Source organism: Mycobacterium sp. NPDC003323 (assembly GCF_053589535.1).
Genome location: NZ_JBSFSB010000004.1, coordinates 175,849 through 193,920 on the forward strand (window position 1 = coordinate 175,849; position 18,072 = coordinate 193,920).

General features: G+C 66.8%; 16 protein-coding genes. 7 read left to right on the forward strand and 9 right to left on the reverse strand.

The features are described from left to right. Nucleotides 1-16 precede the first annotated feature (16 nt). Nucleotides 17-1,102: a substrate-binding domain-containing protein gene (locus ACWDUN_RS13055; RefSeq protein WP_449929162.1), complete on the reverse strand. Its 1,086-nt coding sequence runs from the start codon at nucleotides 1,100-1,102 to the stop codon at nucleotides 17-19. Nucleotides 1,103-1,152: 50 nt separating this feature from the next. Between ACWDUN_RS13055 and ACWDUN_RS13060 the strand changes: the two genes are divergently transcribed. Then, nucleotides 1,153-1,545, forward strand: coding sequence for a MarR family winged helix-turn-helix transcriptional regulator (locus tag ACWDUN_RS13060; protein ID WP_449929164.1), 393 nt, complete (start codon nucleotides 1,153-1,155; stop codon nucleotides 1,543-1,545). A 396-nt stretch (nucleotides 1,546-1,941) separates the two neighbouring features. Here ACWDUN_RS13060 and ACWDUN_RS13065 read toward each other — a convergent pair whose 3' ends face one another. The 8 genes from ACWDUN_RS13065 to ACWDUN_RS13100 form a co-directional block, all read right to left on the reverse strand. Further along, nucleotides 1,942-5,043, reverse strand: a complete 3,102-nt coding sequence (locus tag ACWDUN_RS13065) for a replicative DNA helicase (RefSeq protein ID WP_449929166.1) — start codon at nucleotides 5,041-5,043, stop codon at nucleotides 1,942-1,944. 462 nt (nucleotides 5,044-5,505) lie between these two features. Further along, the gene (gene rplI / locus ACWDUN_RS13070) at nucleotides 5,506-5,961 is read right to left on the reverse strand and encodes a 50S ribosomal protein L9 (protein ID WP_449929168.1); all 456 of its coding nucleotides are present in this window, start codon (nucleotides 5,959-5,961) and stop codon (nucleotides 5,506-5,508) included. Between the two features lie 14 nt (nucleotides 5,962-5,975). Then, a complete protein-coding gene (gene rpsR, locus ACWDUN_RS13075) occupies nucleotides 5,976-6,239 on the reverse strand; it encodes a 30S ribosomal protein S18 (protein ID WP_019512180.1) in 264 nt (87 codons plus the stop codon). Nucleotides 6,240-6,274: 35 nt separating this feature from the next. Further along, nucleotides 6,275-6,796, reverse strand: a complete 522-nt coding sequence (locus ACWDUN_RS13080) for a single-stranded DNA-binding protein (protein ID WP_449929174.1) — start codon at nucleotides 6,794-6,796, stop codon at nucleotides 6,275-6,277. 99 nt (nucleotides 6,797-6,895) lie between these two features. Continuing rightward, nucleotides 6,896-7,186 (reverse strand): 30S ribosomal protein S6, encoded by a 291-nt coding sequence (gene rpsF, locus ACWDUN_RS13085; RefSeq protein WP_449929175.1) that lies wholly within the window; start codon nucleotides 7,184-7,186, stop codon nucleotides 6,896-6,898. 221 nt (nucleotides 7,187-7,407) lie between these two features. Further along, nucleotides 7,408-8,955 (reverse strand): glycosyltransferase family 87 protein, encoded by a 1,548-nt coding sequence (locus ACWDUN_RS13090; protein WP_449929177.1) that lies wholly within the window; start codon nucleotides 8,953-8,955, stop codon nucleotides 7,408-7,410. Nucleotides 8,956-9,050: 95 nt separating this feature from the next. After that, nucleotides 9,051-11,504, reverse strand: a complete 2,454-nt coding sequence (locus ACWDUN_RS13095) for a transglycosylase domain-containing protein (RefSeq protein WP_449929179.1) — start codon at nucleotides 11,502-11,504, stop codon at nucleotides 9,051-9,053. A gap of 73 nt (nucleotides 11,505-11,577) precedes the next feature. Beyond that, the gene (locus tag ACWDUN_RS13100) at nucleotides 11,578-12,009 is read right to left on the reverse strand and encodes a DUF5318 family protein (protein ID WP_449929181.1); all 432 of its coding nucleotides are present in this window, start codon (nucleotides 12,007-12,009) and stop codon (nucleotides 11,578-11,580) included. 81 nt (nucleotides 12,010-12,090) lie between these two features. Here ACWDUN_RS13100 and ACWDUN_RS13105 point away from each other — a divergent pair, with 81 nt between their 5' ends. The 6 genes from ACWDUN_RS13105 to ACWDUN_RS13130 all read left to right on the forward strand — a co-directional run bounded on the left by ACWDUN_RS13105 (nucleotide 12,091) and on the right by ACWDUN_RS13130 (nucleotide 18,072). Continuing rightward, nucleotides 12,091-12,975, forward strand: coding sequence for a DUF1707 SHOCT-like domain-containing protein (locus ACWDUN_RS13105; RefSeq protein ID WP_449929183.1), 885 nt, complete (start codon nucleotides 12,091-12,093; stop codon nucleotides 12,973-12,975). 16 nt (nucleotides 12,976-12,991) lie between these two features. After that, nucleotides 12,992-13,861 carry a DUF1707 SHOCT-like domain-containing protein gene (locus ACWDUN_RS13110; protein ID WP_449929185.1) on the forward strand — a complete coding sequence of 290 codons (870 nt, stop codon included), beginning with the start codon at nucleotides 12,992-12,994 and terminating at the stop codon, nucleotides 13,859-13,861. Nucleotides 13,862-14,002: 141 nt separating this feature from the next. Beyond that, the gene (locus tag ACWDUN_RS13115; RefSeq protein ID WP_449929187.1) at nucleotides 14,003-14,551 is read left to right on the forward strand and encodes a PadR family transcriptional regulator; all 549 of its coding nucleotides are present in this window, start codon (nucleotides 14,003-14,005) and stop codon (nucleotides 14,549-14,551) included. Nucleotides 14,552-14,584: 33 nt separating this feature from the next. After that, entirely contained in the window at nucleotides 14,585-15,682 is a 1,098-nt protein-coding gene (locus ACWDUN_RS13120; protein WP_449929189.1) for an inositol-3-phosphate synthase, read from the forward strand. A gap of 102 nt (nucleotides 15,683-15,784) precedes the next feature. Next, on the forward strand, nucleotides 15,785-16,912 hold the full coding sequence (locus ACWDUN_RS13125) for an LLM class flavin-dependent oxidoreductase (RefSeq protein WP_449929191.1): 1,128 nt from the start codon (nucleotides 15,785-15,787) through the stop codon (nucleotides 16,910-16,912). Next, complete coding sequence (locus ACWDUN_RS13130; protein WP_449929193.1) at nucleotides 16,909-18,072, forward strand: sulfotransferase family protein; 1,164 nt, start codon at nucleotides 16,909-16,911, stop codon at nucleotides 18,070-18,072. Before ACWDUN_RS13125 ends, ACWDUN_RS13130 begins: the two co-directional genes overlap by 4 nt.

Genomic DNA, 18,072 nt, shown 5'->3' on the forward strand with positions numbered 1-18,072 from the left:
GAATCGGAGCACGCGGTCAGCGCAGAGGTTTCAACGTGGTAACGATCTCCAGGTCCAGCCCGTTGGCCACCGCCAGATGCACCGCCTGGTGCGCGCGCCCACCCCGGAACTCGACCGTACCCCGCGGTCCGTCGTAGGCAGTTCCGTCCATGGCGGCGTCGATGTCGGACACCGCTGTGGAGCCGGCCCGCTCGACCAGATTTGCGAGCAGATACCCACCTTCGTAACAGGATTCGGATACAACCGTGATCGGTGGCGCGCCCAGGTGATGCAACGCGTTGTACCGACTCGTCAGATCCATCGAATTGGCGTCGACCAGGGACCGGAAGTACGACGCCGACACGAAGAGATTGGTGGTGGCGGCAGGCCCGCTGGCCAGCACCATGTTCTCGTCCATGAACGGCGTGAACCGTACCAACTGCTGATCCAGACCCGCCTTGGCGAACGCCCGGTTGAACGCCACCGCGTCCTGACCCACCAGCAACATCAGAACACCGTCGCAGTCGGTGGTCGAGATCTTCTTGATCACCTGGTTGACCTGGTGATCACCGAGGTCGACAAACGCCTGGCCCACAACCTCGAGGCCGAGTTCGCGCGCGTACGAATCGACAGCCAGCGACGAGCGCCGTGGCCAGACGTAGTCGTCACCGACCACGAACCAGCGCCGCAGACCCATCTGCTCACGCATCCACCGCAGCGCCGGCTCGATCTGGATGCGCGGCGTCTCGCCGCCGCAGTAGATACCGCCCCGGGTCTCACCACCCTCGTAGAGCGCCGGGTAGACGTACGGCACCCGATCAGTCACCACCGGAGCCAACGCGTGGCGCACCGACGAGATGTGCCAGCCGGTGACGGCATCGACGCTGCCGTCCGAGATCAGCGCGTCCACCTCGGCGGCGACCCGGGCAGGCTGGTCACCGCCGTCCACCAGGATGGCCTTCACCTCGCGGCCCAGGATGCCGCCGCCGGCGTTCAGGTCGTGGACCACCAGGTCACTCATCGATTCGCACGAGGGCCCGAAAAGACCGGCGGTGCCCTGCAGCGGCACCACCATCGCGATGGTGAAGTCCGACGGCCGTTCCCGCCGGGGTGGGTCTATCATCTCAGATGAAAGTATTTAAGATGAGACCTTCTTGAGCAAGGGGGCAGGCGATGGGAAACTTGGCCGTAACGTTGACGCGGGCCGCACGGGTGCTGGCCGCCGACTTGGACACGCTCCTGAAGCCCAGCGGCCTGGCCACCGATCACTGGCTGGTCCTGCAGGTCCTACGCGACGAGAACGGACTGACGATGACGGAGCTGGTGGAGCGCACCGGCACCAACAGCGCGACCCTGACCCGGGTGGTCGACAAGCTGATCTCCAACGCCCTGACCTACCGCGAGGTCGACGGCGCCGACCGACGCAAGATCCGCGTGTATCTCAGCAGCCGTGGCAAGACGTTCCACCAGAGGACGGCGAGCCGCGTCGCCGAGCACGAGCAGGCGTTGATCGATCGCGGAGACATCGGGCCCGAGGCCATCCTGGACGCCCGCGCCTCGCGCTGAGGCCGTCGGCCACTGGCCGCCGGGACACCTGGATCAGCCGACGAAATCCCACGTCTCGGTTCGGCGGTGCTAGCTGGCCGCGGTTGCGGTGATTCGTGGCTCTTTCGACACTCTTCAAAGACCCTTATCGGTTCCGCCTGACGCCTGAAGCGCGAATCCTGCTCCATGACAGCATGTTTGGGACAGCCGATTAAGCCGAAACGGGACTTTCAATTGCGTGTCCATTTTGTCGTCGTTGAGGAGGGTCGTCCCTATGCGCCGGGCAGGAGGTGCGCGTCCTCGCTAGGGCGCGTACGGGAACACTGAAAATCCCACTTTCATGTCCAATTGGACATCGTCTGGACATTTGAGTTGGGATTTGGACATTAAACTCGGGAAGCCACAAGAGAGCCCGACTTACCGCGCCATGTTCGTAAACCGCGACAAGTGAAGCTGGTGCGCCACAGTGATATTCGCGGTCGGACCGTTCCGGTGCTTGCCGAGGATGATGTCGGCCTCGCCGCCACGCGGGTCCTCCCGGTCGAACGCATCCGGCCGATGCAAGAGCATCACCATGTCGGCATCCTGTTCTAGTGAATTATGGACCGAAATGCCCTGCGCCACAAAGTTATGTGTTCCGTCGACAGTCCCGTCGAACACGTCATGCATACCGATGCTGGTTATCTCGACAATCTCGTCCCAGAACACGTCGTTGGTCGCCAGGTCGTGCAGCGCCTCGTCCTTCAGCAAGGTGGCTGCACGGCGCAGCCGTGCTCGGCTCGGCGAGTGCTTCCACATCGTAGAGCCGCAGAACTGCGTACCCATCGCCATCGCCGCGGCAAACTGCCGGCGCGTCATCCCTTCGCGGACCAACGCCGACTTGACTTGCTGCCAAACCTCTTTCGGCACGGTGTCCAGGTTGGTGTTGCAGCTGATGGCCGTCAGATGGCTCAACACATCGCGCGCCAGCACACCCCGCGCACCGTGCACACCGACATCGGTCAGGAAGCGCTTCTGATTCTCGCCGCCATAGATCAGCACATGCCAGCAGTCCCGGTACCCTGTTTTCTGGGCCCGCTTGATCCGCGCGTACACCCCGACACGCAACAACAACTGCACCACGTCATCGGCGAGCTGCCGGCTGGTGGTGGCGTAGTAGATCCGGCCCTGTCCGACCTTGGCATCCCAGCGCACCGCCCCGTCGGTGGCCCACAGATGCTTCAGGAACAGCGCCACCTGATCATTCGGCAGCGCGAAAACCGGCTTCGGCACGAACTTCTCGTAGCTCCGCAGCCCGAACAGTCCCAGCGAGTCCAGCCAGGCCGCGATCGGGTTCCGCTTGCCATGGGTCAACCGGTACGGCGCCGGCATCCGCAGCGTGGTTACCCGCGCCGCCGGGTAGTCGTCGCGCACCGCGGTGATCCCGAAGTGGGTGGCGGCCCGGGCCACGGCGACGAGGTTCTCCTCGTCGATCGACGCGTACCGGATCGGCTGACGCTTCACGCACGAGCCGTCGCCGATCATGTGCGCCAGCATCACGATCTCGGACTCATCCATCCGCTCGGTGTGCACCGGCTCGGGCACCATCCGCGGCGTCGCAAGCTTGTCCCCGACGGTCAAGTCGCCCAACGACACCCAGCCATCCAGTGTCATGAACGGATGGTTGGCTGTGGCCTCCACCTCGCGGCCAGACGCCAGCTGCAGCTTGAAGACCTCCTTATGCCCGCTGTAGAACACATTGGTCATCGGCCGGGCCACCATGCGCTTGCGCTCGTCGAGCGACCACACCAGCGGCCGCTCGCCGGTCGCCATCAACTCACCGAAGGTGACCTCGGCACCGGTGTCGGCCCGCAGGATTCGGGTGTTGGCGGTCAGGCAACCCGACTCGCGAAGATCGGACACCTGCGGCCGCTTGTCGGTGCGCTGCTCGGGACCACGGTTCAGCTGACTGATCGCGATCACCGGGACGTCGAGTTCCTTGGCCATCAGCTTCAGGCTTCGGGAGAAGTCCGAAACTTCTTGCTGGCGCGAGTCGTACTTCTTGCCCGAGCTCATCAGCTGTAGGTAGTCGACGACGATAAGTCGTAGATCGGCCTTCTTCTTGAGACGTCGCGCCTTGGCCCGGATCTCCATCATCGTCAGGTTCGGTGAGTCGTCGATGTACAGCGGTGCCTCGGAGATCTCGCTCATCCGGCGGGCCAGGCGGGTCCAGTCGTCATCGCTCATCCGCCCGGAGCGCATATCGCCGAGCTTGATCTTCGCCTCGGCCGACAGCAGTCGCATGACGATTTCGGACTTGCTCATTTCCAGCGAGAAGATGACGCTGGCCAGTTGATTCTTGATCGAGCAGGACCGCATGAAGTCCAGGCCCAGTGTGGAGTTGTGAGTGGGCACCATGCCACGACCGGCCAGATACAGGTGCGCATGGTTGTTCACCTGCACGCAGCGCACGGCCACGCTGTCGACGCGCCGCACCTCCACGATCTGCAGCGGCGGCGCCAGCACCGTGGCGGTTCCGTGCGAGGACGGCACGGGCGACCCGGCCGGCGCCACGGTATCCAGCCCGGAGCGCAGCTGAATGGTGGAGCGCACCCCGAAGCCCGTCGGCCACTGATGCTGCGCGTCGGCGACAATCACGGTGCCGTCGGAGAATTCGACCTCGTAGCACGGGCGACCGAGCAAGATGCCGCTCTCGGCGACCACCCGGGTGGGCTCGCCGTCGGCACCCAGCAACTCATCCCCCACCGCGACATCACCCATGGTGGTCCACCCGGTCGGCGTCGGCAGCGGCGTATCCAGCGCCAGCGCCTTCCCAACGCCAGGCCTGGCCGCGATGATGATCATCTGCCCGGCGTGCAGCCCGTTGGTGATCTCGTCCAGATCGGTGAACCCGGTGGGCACGCCGCGCGCGATACCGCCCTGGGAGGCGATGGCGTCGATCTCGTCCATGGTCGGCTGCAGGAGGTCTTCCAGCGCCACGAAATCCTCGGACTGGTTCCGATTCTCGGTGACGTCATAGATCTCGGCCTGCGCCCGGTCCACCACATCGGCCACGTCGGCGCCGTCGGCCCCGGCGTAGCCGTACTGGACCACCCGGGTGCCCGCCTCGACCAGGCGACGCAGCAGCGCCTTCTCCGCCACGATGGTGGCGTAGTAGCCGGCGTTGGCGGCCGTCGGCACGGTGGAGATCAGGGTGTGCAGGTACGGCGCACCGCCGATGCGGCGCAGCTGACCCCGGCGGTCCAGCTCGGCGGCGACGGTGACCGCGTCGGCGGGCTCACCGCGGTCGTAGAGGTCGAGGATCACCTCGGCCACATCCTGGTGCGCGGGTCGGTAGAAATCGGCCGGCTTCATCTTCTCCAGGACGTCGGCGATCGCGTCCTTGGACAGCAGCATGCCGCCCAGCACCGCCTGCTCGGCAGCCATGTCCTGCGGGGGTTGGCGGCCGATGTCCTCGCGCGGCGGCTCCTGCAGATCGGAGTGTCCACCGGGATGACTGAAGTCGTCTACGACAGCCACGAAGCGCCCCCACCTCCACTATCAGATCTATCGCAAATACGTTCGATCAACACGCTACAGCGGCCCACCGACAAAGCTGTCGACGCACCTGCGACGGTCAACGTAAGGCTTTGCTCGGCGGCACGCAATCGGGCCTTGTTAGTAGAGTTGTGGATGGCGTGTGGACAGCCCCGGCGCGCCGTGTTGACGGGCTGGGGAGAACCTGTGGATGAACTGTCGGACTACCACGACCACGGCAGGTCAGCGCCGGTTTCCGGGATTCCGCGGCTGTGGACATCAAAAGGTTGGGCGTGTCTCGGCGGGTTGCCCTTTCGGGCGTGTTGCGTTGCCCCGAAAGGCCAACGAGGTTAACAGCAGGTTGACGTTGCTGTGGGTAAGTTTCCAGAACTTGTTCGCTGACGGATACAGCAACGCCCGGGTGGCGAGCACGAAGCTCCCCACCCGGGCGTTTGACTGCGTGAGCTACTCGGCGGTGACGTTCAGCGCGACCGCGGCGGTGACGCCGGGGTGCAACTTCACACCGATCTGGTGCGTGCCGGTGGCCTTGATATGAGCCTTGGGCAGTTCGACGGTGCGCTTGTCCAGGTTCGGGCCGCCGGCCTTCTTGATGGCGGTGACGACCGCGGCCGGGGTGACCGAGCCGAACAGCTTGCCGCTGTCGGCAGCGGCCTTCACCGGCAGCGTCACGGCGCCCAGACCCTCGAGCGCGGTCTTGAGCTCGTTGGCGTGCTCGACGCCACGGACTTCCTTGATCTCGCGGGCACGGCGGATCTCGGCGGCCTGACGCTCGGCGCCACGGCTGGCCACGATGGCCAGGCCGCGGGGCAGCAGGAAGTTACGGCCGTAGCCGTCCTTGACCTCGACGGTGTCGCCGGCGATACCGAGGTGCTCGACTTCAGCGGTGAGAATCAGCTTCATCGTGTATCTCTCCCCTACCGCGTCGACGAGCCGAACGGCAGCAGAGCCACCTCGCGGGCGTTCTTGACGGCGACGGCGACGTCGCGCTGATGCTGGACGCAGTTGCCGGTCACCCGACGGGCACGGATCTTGCCGCGCTCGCTGATGTAGGTGCGCAGCAGCGCGGTGTCCTTGTAATCGATGTTCTGGTTCTTGCCCTTCTTGGAGCAGAACACGCACTTGCGGGTCTTGACCGGCTTCTCGGGCGCCGGCCGCCGCTTGTTGCTGGACTTGGCCATGGATCTATCTCTTTCTCAAATGATGTAAAGCGTTGTCAGAAGGGCGGTTCGTCGTCGCTGCCGCTGTAGGAACCGGCCGCGGGGGCGCTGCCCCACGGATCGTCCTTGGGCTGCTGATCGGAACCGCCGCCGCGCGGGGCGCCGCCACTGTTTCCGCCACCACCGCCGCCGAATCCGCCGCCACCGCCACCGCGGCTGGCCTTGTTGACCTTGGCCGTGGCGTAACGCAGCGAGGGACCGATCTCGTCGACCTCGAGCTCCACGACGGTGCGCTTCTCGCCCTCACGGGTTTCGAAGGACCGCTGCTTGAGCCGACCCGACACGATGACCCGCGATCCGCGGGTGAGGCTCTCGGCCACGTTCTCGGCAGCCTCACGCCAGATGTTGCAGCGGAGGAACAGCGCTTCGCCGTCCTTCCACTCATTGGTCTGACGATCGAACGTCCGCGGCGTGGAAGCCACGGTGAAGTTCGCGACGGCCGCGCCGGACGGTGTGAACCGCAATTCCGGGTCGGCGGTCAGGTTTCCGATAACAGTGATGACGGTGTCACCAGCCACGAGGTCCTCCTGGGCGTCTAGTCAAAGCGGAGTGTGCGTGAGAGCAGTCGCAGGCGAGCCTACGGAAGTGCTCCGACGCGCACAGCCCCGTCAACCAACTCAGTGCTTGTCGGTCCGCATCACCTTGGTGCGCAGCACGGACTCGTTCAGGTTGAGCTGACGGTCCAGCTCGGACACGGTCGCGGGCTCGGCCTTCAGGTCGACGACCGCATAAATGCCCTCGGCATGCTTGGCGATCTCGTAGGCCAGCCGGCGGCGGCCCCAGATGTCGACCTTGTCAACGCTGCCACCGTCCTTGCGGACGACGTTGAGGAACGTCTCCAGCGAGGGAGCTACGGTGCGCTCGTCGAGAGTGGGGTCAAGGATGACCATGATTTCGTATGGACGCATAAGGAACCCATCACCTCCTATGGTCTGGTGCGGCCACGGACGGTCCGTGGCAGGAGGGTCGCCTGCGTCGGCAACCGCTCCAAGGTACAGGAACGGGCCGTGATCTGCGAAATCGCGGGCCGGCCACGCATCGACGGTGCATTCAGAACGGGAAAGCGGCGGAATTCTCAATCTGTGTGCACCGTCGGCGCCTGCGGAGATTGACGCTGCGCCCAAGGCGGTCAGTCGACCCTTGCCGACACGGGCGCAGCGTCAACAACAGCGGGCGCGGCCGGCCGCAGCCACGACGGCAGCCACCCCGGCGGATTGTCCGGCGCCCGGTCGAACACCCCGCCGGACGGGTCGTCGATGCTGCCGCGCAACCGCACCAGGTCCGAATCGGGCCTGCGGATCTGCCGGACCACCAGCACCACCAGCGCCACCACCGCGATATCGCGCAGCAGCACCGTCGTGGTGAACCACTGCTCGGGCAGCCCGCGGTTCTGCTCGCCGTACAGATAGAGCATCCGCGGTACCCACACCAACGCGTCAATGGTCATCCACGCCAACAGGATCCGACGGTGCGGCAGCGCCAGCACGGCCAGCGGCACCAACCACAGCGAGAACTGCGGGCTCCACACCTTGTTGGTCAGCAGGAACGCCGCCACCACCAGGAAGGCCAACTGGGCGAACCGCGGCCGCTGCGCCGCGGTCAGCGCCAGCCACGCGATCGCCGCGCAACACAGCAGGAACAGCACTGCCGTCACCGCATTGGTGACCGTCGGCGGCTCCCAGAAACCCAGTCCCGGATCGAATCCCTGCCACCCCGTGAACGACTTGACCACGTTGTAGATGGAGTCCATATCGTCGCCGCGGCGCGAGTTCAGCCGGAAGAACTCCGACCACCCGCGCGGGAACAGCACCAGAATCGGCAGATTCACCAGCACCCAGGTCAGCAGCGCGGTGACCGCGGTGCGGCCGAACTCGCGCATCTTGCCGGTGCGCAGACACAGCACCAACAGCGGACCGAGCAGCAACGCTGGGTACAGCTTCAAAGCCACCCCGATACCGATCAGGGCACCGGCCAGCACCGGCTTACGCCGTGCCCAGGCCAACATCGCGGCCGTCGCGCACGCCACCGCCAGCGCGTCGAAATTGGTGAAGATCTGGAAGATCAACAGCGGTGAAGCGGCCACCAACGCGGCGTCCCAGATGCGCCGGCCGGCCAACATCGCGGTCGCCCACACGGTCACCAGCCAGGCCAGCGCCAGCCCGAACGCCGAGATGTTGAAGAACATCACCACCTCGGCCACCAGCGGCACCGAGGCCACCGTCGTCAGCGCCGAGTACGTCTTGGCCAGCGTCATCGACAGGTACTGGTAGATGCCGGTGAGCACTGGATACTCCATGTAGCGCACGGGCTCGCTGCCGTCGTAGACGACGTGCGGCTTACCGTCGGCGTCCTTCTCGATCCAGCTGGACTTGTAGGGGAACTTTCCCTGGTTCAACAGTTCCGCGGTGTAGAGCGGAACCGTGTCCGAGTAGCACAGCGAGTAGTAGGCGCGCTGGTTGTCCCAGTTGGCGACGCGCTGGGCGGCGGTGCCGGTATCGGTGGACTGCAGGCAGGCGGCCTTGGTCGAGTAGCCCAGCGCCAGGAAGACCAGGGCGATCAGCAGCATCGCCCGCAGCGGCGTCATGAACCGGGTCCGGCCGATCAGCGCATGCCGGCCGACCGGCCCGCCGATCGTCGTCGACAGTGCCGAGCCGATCGCGTCGTTACGGCTGGGCATGTCCCGGCCATCCAGCGTCCGCCGGTCTTCGGCCGGCGGAGCCGGCGAGACAGTTCCGGCCGGCAGAGCCGGCGAGACCGTCCCGTCGCCGTCGGTCACGGCGGCGGGAGCGGGCCGGGCGGTACCGGCTGCCCGGGCGGCACCGGCGGACCGGGCTGGCCGGGCGGTGGCGGCACGTTCGGATCACCCGGTGGTGGCGGACCGACCGGCACGGTGGTCGGCGGTCCCCACGGGATGGTCAACCCGGGCGCGATCTCCAGCGTCGGCTGGATCACCGTCTCCGACGGCGGCGGCGGAACGGGCGTGTCCGCCGGTCGCGGCGGGGCCGGCGCGGCGGCGGGCGGACCGGCGTATCCGCCGATCTCCGACGGCTTGGGGAACGACTCGTTGTCGGTGCCGTCGAGCGCACCGTCCATCGTCTCTTTCCAGATATCGGACGGCAGACCCGAGCCGTACACCGCGCCGCCCCACTCGTTGACCAGCGGCTTGTCACCGGTGGTGGTACCGACCCAGACGGCCGTGGACAGCGACGGCGTGTAGCCGACCATCCAGGCGTCCCGGTTGGCGCCGGTGTCGCCGAGCTGGTTGGTGCCGGTCTTGGCGGCCGACGGCCGTCCGCCGGCCAGGTTGTGGCCGTTGGAGTACCCGGCGATGGGCTGCATCGCGGCGGTCACGTTGTCGGCGACATCGGCCTCGATGCGCTGCTCGCCCTCGTCGCCCTGCTCGCCGGCGTCGAACAGGACGTTGCCCGCGGAGTCCTCCACCTTCTGCACGAAGTGCGGGCGGTGGTAGACGCCGGAGGCCGCCAGCGTGGCGTACGCCGAGGCCATGTCGATGACGCGGCTCTGGTACTGCCCGAGCACGATGCCGTTGTTGGGCGGGCCGCCCTGGCCGTCCTCGCTCAGGGTGTGATCCACCCCGGGGAAGCTCTCGGCGATACCGGCCTGGTGCGCGGCGTCGGCGACATCCTGCGGACCGTTCTGCAGCTTCAGCATCAGCCGGTAGTAGCTGGTGTTCAACGACCGCTTGAGCGCCTCGGCGATATTGCAGCTGCCGCAGCTGCCGCCCTCGACGTTGCCGATCTTGATGCCGTTGAGTTCCAGCGGCGAGCTGTCGATGTTGTAACCGAGCCCGATGCCCTGCTGCAGCGCGGCGACCAACGCGAAGACCTTGAACGACGACCCGGTGGGCAGACCGGCCTGGGCGAAGTCGAAACCGTTGGCATCGGATCCGCCGTAGTAGGCCTTGACCCCGCCGGTGCGCGGGTCGATCGAGACGACCGCCGTCCGCATATCCGGGTCCTGGCCCTCCAAGGTCTCGGCGACCGCCTCCTCGGCGGCCTGCTGGGCCTGCGGGTCGATGGTTGTGGTGATCTTGAGGCCCTCGGTGTTCAGGGTCTGCTCGTTGATGTCGAAGAGCTCGAGCAGTTCCTTGGTCACCTGGCGTTCGATCAGGCCGTTGGGGCCGGTGGTCTGGTTGGCCTGGCTGGCGAAGTCCGGCGGCACCGTCGGCGGGAACACCTGCGCGGCGCGATCGGCCGGCGACAGCGCGCCGATCTCGACCATGCCGTCGAGCACCCAGTTCCACCGGTCGGCGGCACCCTCGGGGTCCACGGCCGGGTCCAGGGTCGACGGCCGCTGGATCAGCGCCGCCAACAACGCGCCCTCGGCGACGTTGAGCTGCTCGACCGGCTTACCGAAATAGGCCTGCGCTGCGGCCGAGACACCGTAGGCGCCGCGGCCGAAATAGATGATGTTCAGGTAGGACTCCAGCACCTGGTCCTTGGACCATTCGCCGGCCATCTTGGTGGAGATGACGAGTTCCTTGGCCTTGCGCACGATGCCGCCGAGACCGGATCGCTCATCTCCGACGAGCGCGTTCTTCACGTACTGCTGGGTGATGGTCGACCCACCTTGCAGGCCACCGCTGCTGCCGAACAGGTTGTTCAGGAAGGCGCGGGCGAACCCGGTGAAGGAGAAGCCGGGGTTGGAGTAGAAGTCGCGGTCCTCGGCGGCCATCACCGCATCGCGGACGTGCACCGGGATCTGGTCGATCTTGACGTCGACCCGGTTGCCTTCCGGCGGAACGATCTTGGCGATCTCGCTGCCGTCGCTGGCCAGGATGGTCGAGACCTGCGCGGTGCGGATATCCCCGGGTTTGGGGACGTCGACGATCATGTACGCCATGCCGAACGTGATGGCGGGCAGCACCAGGAACACCACCAGCGCGGCATAGGCCGCGCGGCGCACCCACTTCCACTGGAACTTGCGGGGCGGTCTGGGTCCGGATCCCGGGCCGCCGGGCCCACCGGGTCCGCCCGGTGGCGGCGGCTTGCGTGGCGGGCCACCGTCGAGTGCGGCCTTGACGACGTCGATGGGGTCACGCAGGTGCGGCGCGACGCCGTCGGCGCCCGTGCGCACCGGCGGGATCAGCGCGGTCTTGCGGTCATCGGGGATGCCGCCGGACGGGTTGGGACGCGTCGGGCCCTGCGGGCTCGGACGGCCGGGCCGGGGCGGACCCTGCGGGTTCGGGCGGGGCGGGCCGGGCACATGCGGCGAGCGGTTGGCACCAACGGACCGCTCGAATTCGGCATCGCCCGTCGGACCGCTGTGGCGCCCTTGGCTATTCACTGGCCGTACGCGCGCCGGAGCGCGCCGTCCGAGTGCCCTTCGGCCGCTGCCCGTCCGTGGGGCGCGGCGTGCCGAGCACGTATGACTTCACCAGGTGGTTCCAACTGCAAGTGCGGCATACCTCCACCACATGGACCGCGAATTCGTCGTAGCGCGTCGCGAGCAGTACCAACTCCTCGGCGGTGCGGGCCGATCCCGACACCGCGCCGAGGTGCTCGCCGAACACCCAGGACACCAGCGTGAGCTGTTCCTTGCGGCAGATCGGGCACATCACCGTGCTGGGTTTGCCGTGGTACTTGGCCGCGCGCAGCAGGTACGGGTTGGCGTCGCACACCTCGGTGACCCCGGTACGCCCGGAGTACACCTCGGCCAGCAGGGATCGACGCCGAAGGGCGTAATCCACCACCTGTCGCTGCAATCGCACGATCACCAGAGTACGTCGGCCCCGCAGCTACCGAGGCGCGACGGCAGCGCGGCGAGCACAGAACTTCTACCATCTCTACTCGTGGCGGCACGGCTGACAGGGCGAACACGCGCGAAGGACTCCGATCGCGAGGCCACCTGCAAGCTGCTCGACGCCGCGCACAGCGAAGGCCAGCTCTCGATGGCCGAGCACCAGCAGCGGGTCGCCGCCGCGCTGCAGGCCACCACACTCGGTGAACTCGACGCACTGCTGGTCGACCTGCAGCGCAACGCCGCCTACTGGCCCGAACCGGAGAGATCGACCCGACCGCAGCGCAGGCGCATCATCGCCGGCGCAGGCGCGGCGGTCATCGTCGGCATGGGCGTGATCGCCGCGGTGGCGTTCTCGGGCTCCGACGAGGCCGTGCCCGCCGAACAACCCGTGGCGTCTCCCGAGGTGCTGGTGCCGCCGGCGGTCATCCGAGGCCCGGAGACGCTGCCGGCCGATCCGCCGCCGCTGGTGCTGAACGTGCCGCGCTACATGAACACCGTCGAGGGCATGACGGGAATGCTCGAGGAGATTCGCAAGCGGTTCGGCAGCACCATGGGCTACGAGTTGGCCTTCGATCCCGAGCGCGCATATCTGGCGGTCCCGGATACCGCGAACGAGCAGCGGCTGCTCTACACGTTTCGGGGCGGGTGGGATGAGCCGTCGAGCAGGCCGCGCTCGGACACCGATCAGGTGGTCGATCTGGCCGCCTTCGACATCCCCGCCGCGATCGCCGCCTGGCAGGGCGCGCCCGCGACCCTGGGTATCGCGCCCGCCGATGTGTCGGACACCTATCTCGACGTCGACCACGTCACCGGTCCGGACGGCGGAGCCGGGGCACTGGAACTGCTGATCCGGGTGTCCACCGATGCGGGAACCAACGGCTATATCTATCTCGACCCGGCCGGCAACGTACTGCGTGTCGAAAACCCGAGCTGAGCCCTACGATCCTTGCGTGGCGACACGTCAGACCGCGGGTACCCGGGCACGAGACTCCGACCGCGACGACACCTGCAAGGTTCTCGACAGCGCGATGAGCGACGGTCAGCTGTCGATGGAGGAACACCGGCAGCGGGTCGCCGCCGCGACCAGTGCAGCCACCCTGGGCGACCTGCAGGCGTTGGTCAGCGATCTGCAGACCGCCGGCGCGCCGGTGAAACTGCCCGACCTCAAACCCGAACGCACGGGCCCGACCCTGAGCCCCGGTGCCGGCTGGGGCATCCGCATCGCGACCGCCGTGGTGCTTGTCCTGTTCGGCATCGCGATCGGCTGGGGGCTCTACGGCAACACGTCCTCGCCGTTCAGCTTCCAGACCGACCCCGGCGCCAAGGCCGACGGCATCCCCGCGACCGTGCTGACCGCACCGCGGCAATTGCAGTCCCTCGGCGGGCTGAATGGATTGTTCGAGCAGATGCGGCAGAAGTTCGGTGACACCAAGGGTTACGACCTGACGATCTTCGACGACTACGCCTCGCTGGAACGTCCCGACCCGAACGAGCCGCGCCGGGTGCTGAGCTACAGCTACCGCGGCGGCTGGGACGATCCTTCGGAGACGAGTGCCGGCAGCGACGCCCGCCTCGTCGACCTGGCCGCCTTCGACGTCCCGACCTTCGTCGGCCTGATCCGGGGAGCGCCGGAGACCCTGGGCATCGATCCGGCCGAGGTCAAGTCGCTGCATGTCAGCATCGGACCCAATACCGACATGACCGCTCCACCGGAGAGCATCGAGATCAGCATCTACGTCTCCCCGCAGTTCGGGAACAGCGGCTATATCGAGTTCAACGGGGACGCCACCGTGAAGCGGATCAACTACCCCAGCCCCTAGCCGTCCACCTGTCCGACACTCGGGCGATCCCTGCCGATCGCCTTTTTGTCATGCCGGGGTAGCGCCGGTTATATCGGGGCGATACACTTCGCAGAGGTGTCGATCCGTCGTAGCGGTCGACTTTCTGGGGGAGGTGATTCGATGCTGGAGCTCGCCATTCTGGGTCTCCTGCTGGAGTCGCCCATGCACGGATACGAACTGCGCAAACGTCTGACCGGCTTGCTGGGCGCGTTCCGGGCGTTTTCCTACGGGTCCCTCTATCCCGCGCTGCGACGTATGCAGGCCGACGGCCTGATCGTCGAGGACGCCGCGCCGGACGGGACCCCGAAGATGCGGCGGGCACGTCGCGTCTATCAACTCACCGACGCGGGCAAGAAGCGCTTCACCGAGTTGGTCGCCGACACCGGACCGCAGAACTACACCGATGACGGATTCGGCGTACACCTGGCGTTCTTCAACCGCACCCCGGCCGAAGCACGCATGCGCATCCTGGAAGGCCGCCGACGGCAGGTGGAGGAACGCCGCGAAGGTCTGCGGGAAGCGATCGCGCGGGCCAGCACCTCGCTGGACCGCTACACCAAGCAGCTTCACCAGTTGGGCCTGGAGTCCAGCGAACGCGAAGTGAAATGGCTCAACGAACTCATCGCGGCCGAACGCGTCGCACAGAGCCCACCCGAAACCCAGCCGTGAGCGGCGAATATTCAGCAGGAGAAGGAGAACGTCATGTCTGAGACCACGGCGCCCAACGAGGTCAGGGTCGCAATTGTCGGAGTCGGCAACTGCGCATCCTCTCTGGTCCAGGGTGTGCACTACTACCGCGACGCCGACGAGAACACCAGCGTGCCCGGCCTGATGCACGTCAAGTTCGGTCCGTACCACGTCCGCGACGTGAAGTTCGTCGCCGCGTTCGACGTGGACGCCAAGAAGGTGGGCTTCGATCTCTCCGAGGCGATCTCGGCGTCGGAGAACAACACCATCAAGATCGCCGACGTCCCGCCGACCGACATCATCGTGCAGCGCGGTCCGACGCTGGACGGCATCGGCAAGTACTACTCGGAGACCATCGAGGTGTCCGACGCCGAGCCCGTCGACGTCGTCAAGGCCCTCAAGGACGCCAAGGTCGACGTGCTGGTGTCCTACCTGCCGGTGGGCTCGGAAGAGGCCGACAAGTTCTACGCCCAGTGCGCCATCGACGCCGGGGTCGCGTTCGTCAACGCGCTGCCGGTGTTCATCGCCTCGGATCCGGTGTGGGCCAAGAAGTTCGAGGATGCCGGGGTACCCATCGTCGGCGACGACATCAAGAGCCAGGTCGGCGCCACCATCACCCACCGCGTGATGGCCAAGCTGTTCGAGGACCGCGGTGTCACGCTGGATCGCACCTACCAGCTCAACGTCGGCGGCAACATGGACTTCAAGAACATGCTCGAGCGCGAGCGCCTGGAGTCCAAGAAGGTGTCCAAGACCCAGGCCGTCACCAGCAACCTCAACGGATCGCTGGCCGACAAGGTCTACGACAAGAACGTGCACATCGGTCCGTCCGATTACGTCGCCTGGCTGGATGACCGCAAGTGGGCCTATGTCCGCCTGGAGGGTCGCGCCTTCGGTGACGTGCCGCTGAACCTGGAGTACAAGCTCGAGGTGTGGGACTCGCCGAACTCGGCCGGCATCATCATCGACGCCGTACGCGCGGCCAAGATCGCCAAGGACCGCGGTCTCGGCGGCCCGATCCTGCCGGCCTCGGCCTACCTGATGAAGAGCCCGCCCAAGCAGCTGGCCGACGATGTCGCCCGCACGCAGCTGGAAGCCTTCATCGAGGGCTGAACCTTTTTCGCGCAGAGGTGCGGTGAGATCTTTTTCACCGCACCTTTGTCGTATCCGGGCGTTCTGCTGACAGCCTGCTGTGCGAGTGCTTAGCATCCGTGCATGCGAGTGCAGCCCGCCGCGTTCCTGCGCACCACGCTCCCGCTGGACCTATCGGTGCTCGGCGCCCTCGACAGCGGGCGATATCACTCGGTTTGGCTGCCCGACCACATGGTCAGCTTCTGGCCGGACTCGATCTGGACGCCCGAATTCACCGACCTGGCGACCACATCGCCCTCACCGCATCGCCATCTCGACGGGCTGGCGGTCGCCGCCGCTGCTGCCGTGCTGACCGCCGAGGTGCCCCTGGCCACCGCCGTCGTCGACACCGTCCGCAGGCATCCGGCGTCGCTGGCGCAGACCGCCCTGACGCTGGACCACCTGTCGCGCGGACGGTTCATCCTCGGCCTGGGCAGCGGGGAGAGCGAGAACATCCTGCCCTACGGTTTCGATTTCACCCGGCCGGTGGGCCGGTTCGAGGAGGCGCTGCGCGTCATCCGATTGCTCTGGGAGAGCAGCGGTCCCGTCGACTTCCGCGGTGAGTTCTTCACGCTGCACGACGCCCGGCTGGACACCGAACCGTATGGCGGTCGGTATCCACCGATATGGATAGGCGCCAGCGGTCCGCGCATGCTCGAGATCACCGGCCGCTACGCCGACGGTTGGTGGCCGGCCGGCGCCTGGACACCCGAGCACTACGCCGAGATGCTGGCCGCGGTGCGCACCTCGGCCGAGCGGGCCGGGCGGGATCCGATGGCGATCACACCCTGCTACATCCAGGTGTGTCTCATCGCCCACGACGATGCCGAGTTGGCCGACATCGTCTCCGCTCCCCTGGTCAAAGCGTTCCTGCTGCAGGTCTCGGCAGAGACCCTGCGCCGCTTCGGATTCGAACATCCCATGGGCCCGTCCTGGCGCGGGTTCCAGGATATCGACCCGGCGGTGCTGACCCGGGAACGGATCACCGAGTTCCTGCGCGACACCCCACCCGAGGCGGTGCTGGCCGTCGTGCCGCACGGGACACCGGCAGAGGTCGCCCGCGTGGTGAACGACTATGTCGATGCCGGGCTGCGGGTGCCCAAGATCCTCGACTACAGCGCGATGGCCGGTCTGCGCCATGCCGCCGCTTCCGCGGCCAAGGTCCGCGCCACCGAGGACGAGTTGCTGCGGCTCTGTTCGGCACCGGCATGACCGGCCGCATCGATGCCGCCGCGGTGCTACAGGCGGCCGAAACAGCCACCGGTCTGAGTGATCACGGTGATCCGACGCTGCCGCAGCGCTTCGCCCTGGCGGTCGGGTGCCTCAATGATGCCGGAATGGACGAGGCCGGCCGGCGGCAGGCGGTGGCGGTGTGTCACTGGCTGCTGACCTCGCGGCTGGAGTTGCTGGCCGACCGGACCCGCTATCCGATCGCCGATGAGGTCATCGATGCGCCGATGTTCGTCACCGGTGAGCCGCGGTCGGGCACCACGCTGATGCACGCGCTGATGTCGGTGGACCCGGACGCGCGGGCGCTGCGATTCTGGGAGGTCATGTATCCCTCCCCGCCGCCGGCGGTGTCCGAGGACGGCCGCCGCGATCGCGCCGACGCCGACTGGCGCGAGATCAACGCCAAGATGCCGAAATGGCTGCACAGTCACCCGTACAACGACATGCTCGGTGACGGCCTGCCGGAGGACGAACGCACCTGGGCGTTCGACTTCCGGGTGATGACGCCGACCGCCTGGTGGCGGGTCCCGATGCCGACGGTGGTCGGCGGATTGCCGGTGGACGCCGCAGCACAGTACCGATTGCACCGGGCGATGCTGCAACAGTTTCAGTACGGTCGGTCGTCGAAGTACTGGGTGCTCAAGGGTTTCCACGGGTTCCGGCTTGCCGAGTTGTTCGCCACCTACCCCGATGCCCACCTGGTGTGGCTGCACCGAGACCCCGTCCAGGTTGCGGCGTCACGCACGATGATGATGGCCGACATCATGACCGATATGGTCGGCCCAGTCGACCTGCGCGCCGAGGCGGCGCGCCATCTCGAGCTGACCCGCCTCAGTATCGCCAACACGATGTCCGAACCGATGGTCGACGACCCGCGCATCCTGCATGTCCGCTATCGGGATTTCGTCGCGGATCCGGTGGGCACCGTTGCGCGCTATTACCGTTTCAGCGGACGGGCCCTGTCTGCCGATGCCGCCGACGCGATGCGCCGGTACCTGGCGGCCAATCCCGGTGAACGGCATGGCAAGTTCCGGTACTCCACCGCGGTGCTGACCGACATCGGCGTCGACCTGGCGGCGTTGCACGACGAATTCGCCCCGTTCCGTGCGCGTTTCGGCATCGACATCGAGAGCAGGCCCTGA

Bases quoted from the DNA above. Each gene is read 5' to 3' on its own strand.
- ACWDUN_RS13055 (WP_449929162.1), bottom strand. From the start codon at position 1,102: ATGATAGACCCACCCCGGCGGGAACGGCCGTCGGACTTCACCATCGCG.
- ACWDUN_RS13060 (WP_449929164.1), top strand. From the start codon at position 1,153: ATGGGAAACTTGGCCGTAACGTTGACGCGGGCCGCACGGGTGCTGGCC.
- rplI (WP_449929168.1), bottom strand. From the start codon at position 5,961: ATGAAGCTGATTCTCACCGCTGAAGTCGAGCACCTCGGTATCGCCGGC.
- rpsR (WP_019512180.1), bottom strand. From the start codon at position 6,239: ATGGCCAAGTCCAGCAACAAGCGGCGGCCGGCGCCCGAGAAGCCGGTC.
- rpsF (WP_449929175.1), bottom strand. From the start codon at position 7,186: ATGCGTCCATACGAAATCATGGTCATCCTTGACCCCACTCTCGACGAG.
- ACWDUN_RS13090 (WP_449929177.1), bottom strand. From the start codon at position 8,955: ATGCCCAGCCGTAACGACGCGATCGGCTCGGCACTGTCGACGACGATC.
- ACWDUN_RS13115 (WP_449929187.1), top strand. From the start codon at position 14,003: ATGCTGGAGCTCGCCATTCTGGGTCTCCTGCTGGAGTCGCCCATGCAC.
- ACWDUN_RS13120 (WP_449929189.1), top strand. From the start codon at position 14,585: ATGTCTGAGACCACGGCGCCCAACGAGGTCAGGGTCGCAATTGTCGGA.
- ACWDUN_RS13125 (WP_449929191.1), top strand. From the start codon at position 15,785: ATGCGAGTGCAGCCCGCCGCGTTCCTGCGCACCACGCTCCCGCTGGAC.
- ACWDUN_RS13130 (WP_449929193.1), top strand. From the start codon at position 16,909: ATGACCGGCCGCATCGATGCCGCCGCGGTGCTACAGGCGGCCGAAACA.